Annotated in this window: 12 protein-coding genes; 4 read left to right on the top strand and 8 right to left on the bottom strand. The window is 29.1% G+C overall.

All coding sequences use genetic code 11. The features are described from left to right. Positions 1-218 precede the first annotated feature (218 nt). Complete coding sequence (gene hdcB / locus HF850_RS14485) at positions 219-758, bottom strand: histidine decarboxylase maturation protein HdcB (RefSeq protein WP_347564442.1); 540 nt, start codon at positions 756-758, stop codon at positions 219-221. 9 nt (positions 759-767) lie between these two features. Further along, the gene (hdcA, locus tag HF850_RS14480; protein WP_169106135.1) at positions 768-1,703 is read right to left on the bottom strand and encodes a histidine decarboxylase, pyruvoyl type; all 936 of its coding nucleotides are present in this window, start codon (positions 1,701-1,703) and stop codon (positions 768-770) included. A 537-nt stretch (positions 1,704-2,240) separates the two neighbouring features. On the opposite strand from hdcA, the gene HF850_RS14475 reads away from it, so the two are divergent. After that, positions 2,241-3,005 carry an alpha/beta fold hydrolase gene (locus HF850_RS14475; RefSeq protein WP_169106134.1) on the top strand — a complete coding sequence of 255 codons (765 nt, stop codon included), beginning with the start codon at positions 2,241-2,243 and terminating at the stop codon, positions 3,003-3,005. 132 nt (positions 3,006-3,137) lie between these two features. On the opposite strand, the gene HF850_RS14470 is transcribed toward HF850_RS14475, so the two are convergent. From HF850_RS14470 to HF850_RS14455, 4 genes are all read right to left on the bottom strand, one after another. Beyond that, a complete protein-coding gene (locus HF850_RS14470) occupies positions 3,138-4,325 on the bottom strand; it encodes a class I SAM-dependent rRNA methyltransferase (protein ID WP_169106133.1) in 1,188 nt (395 codons plus the stop codon). Between the two features lie 332 nt (positions 4,326-4,657). Then, positions 4,658-5,428 carry a DUF4931 domain-containing protein gene (locus HF850_RS14465; RefSeq protein ID WP_169106132.1) on the bottom strand — a complete coding sequence of 257 codons (771 nt, stop codon included), beginning with the start codon at positions 5,426-5,428 and terminating at the stop codon, positions 4,658-4,660. 28 nt (positions 5,429-5,456) lie between these two features. Continuing rightward, entirely contained in the window at positions 5,457-7,430 is a 1,974-nt protein-coding gene (gene pulA, locus HF850_RS14460) for a type I pullulanase (protein WP_169106131.1), read from the bottom strand. A 68-nt stretch (positions 7,431-7,498) separates the two neighbouring features. After that, positions 7,499-8,845 carry an alpha-amylase family glycosyl hydrolase gene (locus HF850_RS14455; protein WP_169106130.1) on the bottom strand — a complete coding sequence of 449 codons (1,347 nt, stop codon included), beginning with the start codon at positions 8,843-8,845 and terminating at the stop codon, positions 7,499-7,501. Between the two features lie 469 nt (positions 8,846-9,314). Between HF850_RS14455 and HF850_RS14450 the strand changes: the two genes are divergently transcribed. Next, complete coding sequence (locus HF850_RS14450) at positions 9,315-10,574, top strand: DUF1002 domain-containing protein (RefSeq protein WP_169106129.1); 1,260 nt, start codon at positions 9,315-9,317, stop codon at positions 10,572-10,574. Between the two features lie 347 nt (positions 10,575-10,921). Continuing rightward, entirely contained in the window at positions 10,922-11,608 is a 687-nt protein-coding gene (locus HF850_RS14445) for a hypothetical protein (RefSeq protein ID WP_206151690.1), read from the top strand. A 112-nt stretch (positions 11,609-11,720) separates the two neighbouring features. Here HF850_RS14445 and HF850_RS14440 read toward each other — a convergent pair whose 3' ends face one another. Next, positions 11,721-12,287, bottom strand: a complete 567-nt coding sequence (locus HF850_RS14440; protein ID WP_169106128.1) for a chromate transporter — start codon at positions 12,285-12,287, stop codon at positions 11,721-11,723. Then, the gene (locus tag HF850_RS14435) at positions 12,287-12,832 is read right to left on the bottom strand and encodes a chromate transporter (RefSeq protein WP_169106127.1); all 546 of its coding nucleotides are present in this window, start codon (positions 12,830-12,832) and stop codon (positions 12,287-12,289) included. Before HF850_RS14435 ends, HF850_RS14440 begins: the two co-directional genes overlap by 1 nt. Before the next feature lie 186 nt (positions 12,833-13,018). Between HF850_RS14435 and HF850_RS14430 the strand changes: the two genes are divergently transcribed. After that, positions 13,019-13,663, top strand: a 645-nt coding sequence (locus tag HF850_RS14430) for a transposase (protein ID WP_206151689.1), incomplete at its 3' end; no start/stop codon positions are given.

The following is a 13,663-nucleotide window of genomic DNA, read 5'->3' as shown; positions in this document are numbered from 1 at the left end:
TATCACTATGTGGGTTGTAACCTTGAAATTTTATTCATTTGGTACATATCTATCAGACCTCCCCAGGTAAGAACACGGACTTTCACCGATTAGAACGTGCCCATGCTGGGCACACCAAAAAAATATAACTGGAAGAAAAACTTCCAGTTATATAACATTTCATATTCATATTTACAAAGTCAAACTTCTTTGCTCCGTGTAAATATAAATACCAATTATTATTTTCCAGCTTTAGGATAACAAGGATTAGCATCATCAAATTCATAATGACTAATATGTCCATCTTGCATCCAGCGGCGTAGACGATCCACTTCTTCTGCATGATCAGGATCTAGTAATTGAGGAAATTCACCTCTAATTGTGTTATCATAACTTGCCATATTGATTACTTTTGGTTTTACATCTTGAACAAAATCATATGTACGACCAAAAATAACATCGTCAAGAATCCATTTTTCACCTGACTTAAACTCAATCTTTAGCTTGCCATTTGGTAACCCTTTTGAAGCACTTGCATCTTGTACAGAGTCTTTACTAGCCTCACTAATCTCATTAGAGTGAATCTTATAAATCTTGTGAATAGATGTAATATACATAGCTAAACCGTCATCTTCTTTATTAATAACAATTTGCGATATCTTTTCATCAAGTTTAGGTATATAAGCTCCAAATAATTCTTTATATTCCTTATCTAGAACTCGATTTTCAAATCTATTAATATTTATTCTTGATACTTCCTCCATACAAAAATACCTCACAACTAAATATTAGTATTTAATCTTTCCATCTGCAGTAAGAGACTTATATCCCATTCTTTCTAACCATTGTGGCATAGTTAGTTCTTCCATTATTTCCATATCTCTTTCTGGAGTAAGGATTGATCCTCCTGGAATTGAATCTACAGGTAATGAAACATAAGGAGCAACAGTAATAGCATTACCAATTTGACCTGGTTCCATCATTACGTGAGCAAAACCAATCCAAGATTCTTTGAATGATGTATTAGCATCTTGACCACATTCAGCAATAGATTTTGCGATTGCTCTACGACGTCCTTCTAAGAATTCAAGAAGTTCATCTTCATTAGGAGTTTCCCAAACACCAGCATCTTCAATAAACATATTAGAATCTTTTGATGGATCCTTTGCAAATGAAATTGCTATAGCAGACCAAACACCATAACCTTGACCTGGTTTCATATCAGCGTCATTCTTTGGACGTGATGCAGTAACACCTTTGTTAGCACAAACTATAAATGAACCTGGTGCTGGATAATGACGACGTTCATCATTAGTACCAAAGTATTCAACAAGTGCATCTTGTAATGGCTTTGCGTCATATATTGGTAATTCGCTTCCATCCCATTGTTTTACTATGAAAAGTGGTTTTGCGTTATCAACTTCTGGGTTTCTTAACATATCATAACCAATAACATGTCCTTGTACTCCAGTGAAACTTGAAGCAGTTGTCATATTAATTTGTCCGATATATGCATTCTTTGTTTCAGCACGGTCATATGAAACTATTCCATCTAAAACATCATCATCAGTCTTATCTCTAACACCTGCATCTACTTTTATTCCTGTAACATAACCGTTACCTATATTTCCTGGTTCCATATAACCACGTGTCCATTGTTTGTATGGACTAATAGCAATACGGTCAACTCCAAGTTTATTTAATTTTCTATCTAATTCACTCATTTTAAAAACCTCCATTAACTTAAAACATTACATTAAAGAAGGCACCCATCTCTTTCTTACGGGTACAGTTTACTCCTCAATTATTTAAAAAGCAAAAAGCTTATAGAACATAACAATCAAAAAAATATGTCGAATTTTAATAATTTAAATAAATCATTTTAAATTTAAATGTAAAATGTTCTGTTATTTTATGATTACATTAGAAAATCCCAAAAAATATTTTAGTATAATTTTCATATTTTTCTCACATTGATAACGTTAACTTAGAAAAAAAAGCAAATATATTCTCCTATTTCTCATATTATTTTAGTTCATATCCTTTTTTATTTTGTTTTTTTAATTTTTTAAATATATTTTAATGTTTAAATAAATTTAATTATATCAACAATAAAAATATAATATAATGTAATATGTTCATAGAAAGACAAATTTAAAATTTAATATTTATATACTAACAATGAATGAATAAATTTTTAAAGATTAATATATTACAAACTTTAAAATTTATTGCACAATAATACTTGAAAGGAAGAAAATATGAAAAAATTAATCGCAATAATATTATCATTATTATTCTCATTACAGTTAATTGGGTGCTCAAGCAAAGAAGATGGTATAAAAATACCTTTTAGACTAGGAAATGTTATAAGTTATGATGCCAGTAATTCAGCATTAGGATATTTACAAAGCTCTGATACAATTACAGTCACAGATGATAAATATATAACATTTACACCAAAAGAAAATGTGAACGATACTGGATTTATATTTTATCCAGGAGGATTAGTTGAACCAGAAGCATATGCTCCAATTATGAATAAAATATCACAACAAGGCTATCAGGTAATAGTCGTACCTATGCCTATGAATCTAGCTATATTTGATTCAAATAAAGCAAAGGATGTTATTAAAGATTATCCTAATATAAAAAACTGGGTTATAGGAGGCCATTCTTTAGGTGGTGTTATGGCATGCAAATATGCAGCAAAAAATCCTGATACTATAAAAGGAGTTGTTCTTTATGCATCATACCCCCAAAATGATGAATTAAAAGATACAGATATAAGAGTATTATCACTATGGGGAAGCGAAGATAGAGTTGCAAAGATTGATAAAATACTGGATGCAAAAAATCAAGTAAACTCTGATTCTGAATTTATTGAAATAATAGGTGGAAACCATGACCACTTTGGAGATTACGGTGAACAAAAAGGTGACGGTGAAAGTATTATAACTCCTCAAGAACAATGGGACGAAGTTGCACAATATACTGTAGCTTTTTTAGAATCTTTTAATGATTAATCCAAGATAAATAATATTTATAAAATTTAAACTACATATCATTTCTTAAAAATATAAAAACTATAGGATAACTAGCCAAATTGCTGATTATCCTATAGTTTTGCTAATATGTATATTATTATTTCATTTCTTCTAAATGACCCTTACAAATACAACCTTTAGATAATTACCTTCTGGGAATTTATCTGTTACAGCAAAATCTGCTGGAAGGCTGTATTCTTCTAATATCTCATAATGCTTATTACTTTCCTTAAACGCCTTATCTATAAATTTCTTAAACTTAACCATATTAAATGTAGCACAGTTAGTAGATGCAACTATTACTCCTCCATCATTAGTAAGCTTTATTGCTGATTTTACTAAGTCAGGGTAATCCTTAGCTGCACTAAATCTATTATCCTTAGATGTTGCAAAACTAGGTGGATCTAATATAACCACATCAAATTTCTGCTCTTCCTTAGCGGCCCTCTTAAAGTAATGGAATATATCTTCTACTACAATATTATGCTTATTATAATCTATATCATTTATAGTGAAATTTTCTCTTGTTTTTTCTAGACTTCTTGATGCAAGGTCAACACTAGTAGTTATAGCCCCACCTTTAGCTGCAGCCATAGAAAACGCACCTGTATATGAGAATGTATTTAATACTGTTTTATTTTTAGAATAATGTAGCTTGATTGATTTTCTTACATCCTTCTGATCAAGGAATACACCAACCATTGCTCCATCATTAAGGTAAATTGCAAAATTAACACCATTTTCTTTTACTATTAAAGGTTCTGGTGCTTTTCTTCCACTTACATAACTGTCTTCATCTACAACCATCCCGTTTTCTTCAAATCTCTTCTTCTGATATATTCCATCTACAGATACAAGAGATTTTATAGCTTTCATTATCATATCTTTAAATACATAAATACCCTTACTGTACCATGTAATTAAATAATATTCATTAAAATAGTCAATTGTAAGTCCGCCTATTCCGTCACCTTCTCCATTGAAAACTCTGAATGCATTAGTATCTCTTGAATGATATAACTTCATTCTCTTTGAAAAAGCATTTCTTAATTTATCATAGAAGAATTTATAATCAAATTTACTATTTTTACTGTTACTTAAAATCCATCCACAACCTTTGTTTTGAATTCCATAATATCCTCTTCCTATGAAATTCTTCTTTTTATCAACAAGATTTATAATACTGCCTTCCTCTTTTAAAATGTTGCTATTTTCAAGAGCCTCAGCCATTACCAATGGATATCCCTTTTTATATTTATTAAGGAATTCATCTTTTATTATCAGTGTTAATTCTTTCATACATGCACCTACCTAATTCTTTGTCTTATGCTTTAACAATTATACCATAACTTATTTAATAAATACCCTTTTTATATCTAGAAGTAAAATAATGTAATTAAAATCTATTAATAATTTGTTTATATATATGACACACTTTTGTCACATAGTTATTGCATAATAATGATTGTAAAGTAGTTTAAGCATTATTATTTACCCCTTAACCATATTTATATGGTTTTGAAAAAGTGCCTCGTTCCCCTAAGCGAGGCACTTTTTAGTTTATATAATCATATAGTCTATGAAATGAAAAAAGCAAACATTATAGTTTGCCTCATACCTAAAAATCAATTTTATTTATAATATAATTCTTTAAGCTTATCTGCAATTTCCTCTGCACAACTTGATATTTGCCTTATAGAGTATCCAAGGAGCAAAGGTGATGTTGTAAATCTCGGACTAATTTTACATATTATTTTATTATTCCAATGATAGAAAAATATATTAAAACTATCGCATTTTGCAAAATAATTATTTAATATATAGTGAGTTATTTTCTTCATGCTACGCGAAAGTTCATCAAGTCCTTCAAGATTATCCTCTATAATTACATTAAATTCACTAAATCCACTATATGGTCTATCTGATAAGTTTACTTCGCATAAATCGCTTTTATAAATAGAAAGTCCTTTAAAGTATTCATCTTTCAGCTTCAGCCTGTAATCAATATCTTTTAACCCCACTATCTGCATATGGGGATGTTTCAAACTCCCTCCAGATCTTGGCCCATGATTCTTGTAGAATATAACAGATGCATATTCACTGTATTTTTCCATCTCAAGCCAATGCGAAACACCAAACTGTATAAGCTCTTTAATATATTCATCACTATATTCACTCATATTTCCTTGGCATTTATAAGTTTCAATTAAAACAAGCTGACATGTGTTTTTCATTGTTGGATACTTATTTTTTAGCAACATAAATGGACCTTTTTCATCAATTATATTAGTAAGTAATTCCCTTTTGCAGAAAGGACACTCACTTTTACCTTTTTTATAAAAATCATTTGGCTTTTCTTTACTAATATCATTTAGAAATATAATATATTTTTCTTTTTCCACTTATATCACCCAAAACCTTCCTTAAAATCTACTTCTTAATTAGAACATGTGCACATTTTGAAGGAACAGTTATACTATTTCCAACTATAGGGTAAATCTCATCTACTCCAGCTCTCTCTTTGTTAACTAACACACTCCATCCACAATCTTTCAAATCAATAAATGCTTCTTCATCATTAGGGTTAAATATTACCACCAATGTATTGGATAGATTTCTACCACTGTTATCTTCTATTTTATATGCAACTACGTTATTCTTATAAAAGCTTTCTCCACGTTCTAAGAAAGTAAGATTTTTTCTTATTTCTTCTGCTGAATTCATTCTAAATGCCCTATATTTTTTCCTAAGTTTTATAAGGCCTTTATAATAGTTTACTATATCTCTATAATCATATACTCTTCTCCAATCCAAGCTGTTTACTCTGTCAGGAGCATTATAGCTGTCATGATTGAAGCTTCCATCATCATTTTTCTTACTTCTTAAAAATTCTTCACCTGCTTGGAAAAATGGTATTCCCTGAGATGTAAGAACTATAGCTGCCGCAAGTTTATTCATATTTTTTCTTTTTTCAATGGAATCTTCTCTGTTTGACATAGCAAGTTTATCCCATAAAGTATAGTTATCATGAGCTGATATATAATTAATACATTGATAAGGCTCATTAGCCCATGACCAGTGTGAGTATATTACATTATCATAATTTATTCCCTTCTGACCAGTCGCTGCAACTATAGAAAACTTTATAGTATCTTCAAGACCACCTCTTCCATTTACATATCCACGTTCATTTATATTAAATACATGGCCTTTTACTGCATCTCTAGTATCATCACTGAACGCAGCAATCTGCATTTTATCAAACTTAACAATATTCTGTTTTACAGCAGCATCTTCACCTCTAAGTGGTGTGCCTCCACCAGTCCATCCTTCTCCATACATTAAAATAGATGGATCTATCTTATCAAGCTCTTTTCTTATAAGTTTCATTGTTTCTATGTCATGAAGACCCATAAGATCAAATCTAAATCCGTCAATATGATATTCTTTTGCCCAATATAAAACAGATTCTACTATTAACTTTCTTACCATATATCTTTCAGAGGCAAGTTCATTTCCACATCCAGATCCATTAGAAAAATTGCCATTAGAATCTTGGCGATAATAATATCCTGGTACCGCTAAATTAAGGTTAGAGTCATAGCTTCTATAAGTATGATTGTATACCATATCCATAACTACTCTCATACCACATTTATGAAGGCATTGAACCATTTCCTTAAATTCCTTTATTCTTGCAGCACCATCAAAAGGATTTGTAGAGTATGATCCTTCCGGACAGAAATAATTCTTTGGATCATAACCCCAATTATATTGTGGCACATCTGGTTTACTTTCATCAACAGTTTCATAATCAAAACAAGGCAACAAATGTACATGTGTTATACCTAAATCCTTTAAATAATCTATCCCTGTTGGTATATATTTTTCTGATAAAGCCGTTCCATGTTCACAAAAACCAACATATTTTCCTCTTCTATCTTTTCTAATGTTAGAATTTTCATTTATAGAAAAGTCCCTCACATGAACTTCATATATTATTGATCCTGCTGCACTGCTTAATTCAGGTCTCTCATCCTTATCAAATCCTATTGGATCTGTTGCTTTAAGGTCTACTACCATACCACGATTTCCATTTACCCCCAAAGCTTTTGCATAAGGATCTACAACTTCCCTTTCATTGCCACTATTAGTAACTAGATAATTATAATATTCTCCATCCAAATCTTCTTCAATTTCTATTTTCCAGGTTCCTTGCTCTCCCCTATTCATATCTAGTATCTTTTCTGGAGCATTAGTATAATTTTTTCCGTCCTTACCGTATAAGGCTAGCCTTACATTATTAGCATTTGGAGCCCACAAGACAAATTTTGTACTCTCTTTTGAGTACTGCATGCCGAGTTTACCAATATAATTATTATAATCATTATCTAATAAATTCATTATATTATTACCCCTTTGTTAGTTTTATTACACTTCTTGCTTAAAGACATAATGTTTTACATAAATAATTAAATTTCTTCTACTTTTGCTATTATCTTGCCCGAAAATGCAGGAACTGTAATTTTAACATTTCCTCCATTTATAATGCTCTTCTTATCATCTAATAAGTCTATAGCCTTATCAAAAGATATATTAAATTCCAAAGTATATTCTTTATCAGATAAATTCAAAAGTACATAAACCTTATGGTCACCACTTGTTCTTGAAAATACATATTGTTCATTTCTCACTACAACCTGCTCATAACTGCCATACTTTAGAGCCTGACTTTCTGTTCTTATTTTCCCAAGTTTTTTTATAAGATTAAGCAGTTTTTCATCTTTATATTCAATATTATCTATATTTAATTCTGGTCTTAAAGGAAGATCTGTGCCCTTTCCCTTTACACCTTTAATTCCAAATTCACTTCCATAATAAACACTTGGCACTCCTGGCATTGTATATAAAAGTATATAAACATTATATATATAATCTGGTACTCTTAAAGTACTAGCAATTCTATTAACATCGTGATTATCCACAAAATTATATAAACATAAATCTTTATAAATTCCATACTGCCCAAACTGTCTGTTCAATGAATACGCAATCTCAAAATAGTTCTTATCATTATGACTAGAATAAATTCCCTTATAACATTCATAATTAGTTACTGAATCAAGACTATCTTTATTTGCCCATCTGTTATAATCTCCATGTATTACTTCACCCATAAGCCAAAAATCTTTTTTCTTATTATTAGTAAAATTCTTAAGCACCTTAAAAAATTCAAAATCCATACTGTCTGCTGCATCTAATCTTAAGCCATCTATATCAAACTCATCAATCCACGCTTCAACTGCGCCTAATAGATGATTTATAACTTCTTTATTTCTCAAATTTAACTTAACTAATTCATAATAGCCATTCCAGTTTTTATAATCAAAGTTATCCCCCATAGGGCTTCTTCTATTAAAATCAATTCCATCAAACCATCCGCAGTATTTAGAAAGAGCTCCATTATTTTGAACATCTTTAAACATTTTGAACTCTCTTCCTACATGATTAAATACACCATCTAATATAATCTTAATACCATTTTCATGAAGCTTACTGCATAAATCACTAAAATCCTTATTAGTTCCAAGCCTTTTATCTATTTTATAATAATCAATAGTATCATAACCATGACTGCTAGATTCAAATAGAGGTCCAAAATAAATAGCATTTATATTCATTTCTTTTAAATGAGGTATTAACTTTTCTATTTTTAAAAATCTATTTTCTTCACTATATTCTTTTCCTGGTTCAAGTACACCACAAAATCCCAAGGTAAAAATCTGATAAAAAATACTATTCATTATCCATTCATTCATAATCTTTTCCCCCTTCGTTAAATCTATATAAACTAAAATATATCCAGAACAAATTTATCAATTTATTAAATTCTCATTCTTATATTTCTATCTATTATTAATTTATGCAATTAACTCTTTATTGATTATAAATAAAAAGATAAACTAATAATTTTTTATAATCAGTTTTCTATCTTAAATCACAATAATCTTCAAATAAAAACAAACAGCATCATTTTATTTACAATATTTTAATATTATTATAAATATTTACATCTATATATACTATTATAGCCCTTTTCTTATCCTTTGAAAACATATTTATAAAAATAATTAAATTCTATATATGATATAATAAGTAATATTAATTTTTTCTTTTTAAATTATTAATATAAACTTAATATATTATCCCTATAAACTATCTATTTTATGATATAATATCATGGAATTAATTGCTGTAAATATTAGTATATAAAAGGAGATTGAAAATATGATTCGAAACAAGAAAGCAGTATCATTTCTGATAACTCTTTCAATTACATTAAGCATGTGTACTGCTGCTTTTGCTGATAGAGCAAGTGTAGTAACATTAGGAGCAGACTTAAGTGATGCTCAAAAACAAACAGTACTAAACTACTTTGGTGTAAAAAAAGATGATGTTGTAGTTTTAGATGTTAATAATGCAGAAGAAAGAAAATACCTTCAAGGTATTGCTAGTGAAGCTCAAATTGGTACAAAAACATATTCTTGTGCATATGTACAACCTACAAAATCAGGTAACGGTATAAACGTAAAAACAGTTAATTTAACATATGTAACTTCTTCTATGATTGCTAGCACTCTTGCTACATGTGGAGTTGAAGATGCAAACGTAATTGCAATGACACCTCTTAGTGGTGGTGTTTCAGGAACAGGTGCTCTTACTGGAGTAATATTAGCCTTTGAAGATGCAACTGGTGAAAAGCTTGATGAAACTAAAAAGGAATTAGCTTCTCAAGAGCTTATTACTACAAGTGACTTAGGTGATCAAATAGGTCAAGATGAAGCTACAGGTATAGTAAATGATGTAAAAGCAGATATAATTAAAAATGGTACAAAAGATACAACTCAAATTGCTAATACAATCAACAATGTTACAAATAACTACAATGTAACACTTAATCAAGATCAAGAAAAACAACTTCAAAACTTAATGAGTAAGATTGCTGAACAAGATTATGATTATAGTAAATTAAAAAATACTTTCAAAAATGTTTCCGAAGTAGTTGATGAAGGCCTTGAAGGTTCAGGTATAAAGGTAAAACACACTACAGATGGATTCTTCCAAGCTATTGGTGACTGGTTCTCTAACTTATTTTCAAATAAAGATTTAGGAATACTTGAACAAACAAATGAAAATGAACTTGGAGATAATGTAAAAGTTGATGCTACAAATAAAGAAGCATTAAAAAATGTAGCTGAAAAAGGAAAAGGATTCTTCCAAAGTATAAAAGATTGGCTTTTTGGAACTTATAAATCTAATAATGACTCTAATGATAACTCTTCATCTGAGTCAGCAAAAGATAATACCCCAGCCACATCAATTGATTCAACAAATACAACAGAATATCATAGCACAACTGATGATAAATCAAATTCAAGCAACGATAATTCTCAATCAAATGATAGTGCTTCAAATACTAAGTCATCAGTAAATAGCAATGATTCACAAAATACTTCATCAACTGCACCTAATACACAAAAAAATTAATATTATATAAATAGAGTGCATTAAGCATTAAAATATTAAAAATATAATTCTTATAAAGAAATTAATTATATTAAGAACTAAGAAGTAATAAATAAGAGTTTATTAATAACTAATATAAGTATTAAAAAATACATTATAAAATTATTTTCATATCAACTCTTAAGTATTCTATCTTAGTTCTTATTTTTTATCCAACTTTTACCAATTTATAAAATCTTTTTTCACAAACCTTCTTCATCTATATATATTTTAATAAAATAAACTATTTTTTTATTTATTTTAATAATAAAAAATTATATTAATTCACATACTAATAGCGAACTTAAATTATATATGGAGGTAAAATTATGAACAAAAAAACTATAAAATGCATTGCTGCTTCACTTGCAGTACTTAGTTGCATGTATACAATACCTCAAAGGGTAATGGCTGCAACACCTAGTAATGAAGATGAAGTTTCTTATACTTTCCATAAAGATAAATGTGATGATAAAAAAGAAGATAAGAAAAAAGATAAATGCGATGATAAAAAGGAAGACAAGAAAAAAGATAAATGTGATGACAAAAAGGAAGATAAGAAAAAAGATAAGTGTGATGACAAAAAAGAAGACAATATAAAAAAAGATAAATGCGATGATAAAAAAGAAGATGATATGAAATTAGGTGAAAAAAAAGATAAATGTGAATGTAAAGAAAAAGATGAAGCTCCAAAAAAAGATCTCTTTACAGATGAAAATTGTAAATATCTTTCTTCAGACCAGAAAAAGCAACTAGATGAATGTAAGAAATGTACTGAAAAAGGTGAAAAACTTTCTGATGCTCAAAAAAAAGCATTACATGAAATGGTAGACTGCATAATCAAAGGTAAATTAGGAGACGAAAAATACAAAGACTTTACTTCATTAATGTCTAAAAAGAATAATGGAGATAAACTTAGTGAAGAAGAAGAAAAGAAGTTAAAAGAATATATGAATAAAATCGAAAGCAAGGATAAACCTACTTCTGCTGAAATCATAAAACAATTTTTAAGATAAATACATAACTGCTATCATATTTATTTTTTATCGTAGAAGATTAAATTTAGTCTTTATAAATAAAAAGAGATGTATCTCATTGGATTTACATCTCTTTTATTATATTTATATATTAAAGTTTAAATACTATTCCTACTACTGCAGCTATTGCTATGTATAAAATAGGATGTTTTTTAAATTTCATAATACTATAAAAAATTATTACAAAAAATATAAGTCCCTTTATATTAAATAAATTTATAATATTATGAGTTTTTTCAAATAAATCAATATTTAATAGTGATATTTTCACCACTTCAAAAGCAGCTGCTGCAATAAGCCCTATACTTGCTGGTCTTAACCCTTCAAATACAGAATTCACATAAACATTATCATTAAATTTTTCAAGAAATTTAGCAATTATTATTATAATAATAAGCGAAGGTAATACAATACCAAAAGTAGAAATTAATGAACCTAGAACTCCAGCTGTAATAAATCCTGCATATGTTGCCATATTAATTCCCATTGGTCCTGGAGTTGATTGTGATACAGCTACCATATCTGCAAGCATACTTTGAGTGAACCAGTCATGCTTATATGTTAATTGAATTAAAAATGGTAAAGTAGCTAATCCTCCACCTACTGCAAATAATCCCGTTTTAAAGAATTCTAAAAACAGTACAATATAAAGATGCATTATTTATGTCCTCCTTTTTCCCCTGCTTTAGTAAGAAGACCTACTATTCCTGCTGCTATAACTATCCATACTGGAGATATTTTTAATAGTCCTCCAACTACAAATGCTGCTACTGCTATAATTATACCTATATAATTCTTTACAGATTTTTTCCAAAGATTTATGACAGAGCTTATTATAAGCCCTACTACTGCAACCCTTACTCCTGCAAATGCATGTTGTACTATTTCATAATTAGCAAAATTGTTAAGAAATGCAGCTATAATTAATATTATTACTATTGATGGGAATACAACACCTGCAGTTGCAGCTATACCACCAAGTATTCCTTTTACCTTATAACCCACAAAAGTTGCTGTATTAACTGCTATTACTCCTGGAGTACACTGACCTACAGCGTAATAATTAACTATTTCTGCATCCGTTGCCCATTTTCTTTTTTCTACTACTTCTCTTTGAATTATAGGAAGCATTGCATATCCTCCCCCAAAAGTTACCGCTCCCATTTTAGCGAAAGTGAGAAAAAGATCAATTAATTCTTTCATTATATATTCACCTCTTCTGCTGTATTGTTATAGGGTTAATCATATTTCTTAACCCTTATATATCAAGGCTTCGAAAAGCCGAGATTTTTATATCACTCAAATTTCCTGGTATCTTTTGTACCTCTTTGGATAAAACTAACTATAGATACATAAACTAATTAGTTGCACTAACGGAGGTATTAACAAATGATACAAAGACAAGAGATTTTTAACATAGTTGACTTATTTACATCACAACCAGTAATTGATTTTTATCAAACACTTTTTGATTGTATTGATTTATCATCAATTCCTGAATTTATTCAATCAAAACGTGGGCCTATAGGCTATTCATGCCATGCTCTAACAAGAGCATTTATTGTGATGAGTTGTGAACATTTTAGAGAAATAACTTTACTACGTGATTTTTTATATTCTAATCTTAAAATCGCCCAGCTATGCGGGTTCGATATTACAAAAAAGTTGCCATCATACAGCGTATTTCAACGTCATATAAAAAATATTGAAAATTCAGATTTGAAAGAAGTAATGAAATCACAAGTAAAAACACTAATTAAACTTGGAGCCATAAATAATGAGATTGTATCTGTAGACTCTACCCCTATAAAAGCAAATACAAAATATAATAATCCAAAATGCTTTTCAAAAAATAAATTTTCAAAAGATAATCCTCCAAAGTCTGATAAAGACTGTAAATTAGGAGTTCATACAGCTAATAATGAGGACACTGATAAAAATTATGAATTCTATTGGGGGTATAAGAATTTAATTATGTGTGATGCAAAATCAGGATTACCAATATATGAAGTGACCTTAACTGGTGAACAAGCC

The organism is Clostridium sp. SM-530-WT-3G (genome assembly GCF_012843905.1).
In the GTDB taxonomy this organism is placed as follows: domain Bacteria; phylum Bacillota; class Clostridia; order Clostridiales; family Clostridiaceae; genus Clostridium.
Note: the sequence above shows the minus strand (reverse complement) of the source record. Positions and strands in the feature narration are given on the sequence as shown.

Coding starts and splice junctions, on each gene's coding strand:
- hdcA (WP_169106135.1), bottom strand. CDS start 1,703: ATGAGTGAATTAGATAGAAAATTAAATAAACTTGGAGTTGACCGTATT.
- HF850_RS14475 (WP_169106134.1), top strand. CDS start 2,241: ATGAAAAAATTAATCGCAATAATATTATCATTATTATTCTCATTACAG.
- HF850_RS14470 (WP_169106133.1), bottom strand. CDS start 4,325: ATGAAAGAATTAACACTGATAATAAAAGATGAATTCCTTAATAAATAT.
- pulA (WP_169106131.1), bottom strand. CDS start 7,430: ATGAATTTATTAGATAATGATTATAATAATTATATTGGTAAACTCGGC.
- HF850_RS14455 (WP_169106130.1), bottom strand. CDS start 8,845: ATGAATGAATGGATAATGAATAGTATTTTTTATCAGATTTTTACCTTG.
- HF850_RS14450 (WP_169106129.1), top strand. CDS start 9,315: ATGATTCGAAACAAGAAAGCAGTATCATTTCTGATAACTCTTTCAATT.
- HF850_RS14445 (WP_206151690.1), top strand. CDS start 10,922: ATGAACAAAAAAACTATAAAATGCATTGCTGCTTCACTTGCAGTACTT.
- HF850_RS14440 (WP_169106128.1), bottom strand. CDS start 12,287: ATGCATCTTTATATTGTACTGTTTTTAGAATTCTTTAAAACGGGATTA.
- HF850_RS14435 (WP_169106127.1), bottom strand. CDS start 12,832: ATGAAAGAATTAATTGATCTTTTTCTCACTTTCGCTAAAATGGGAGCG.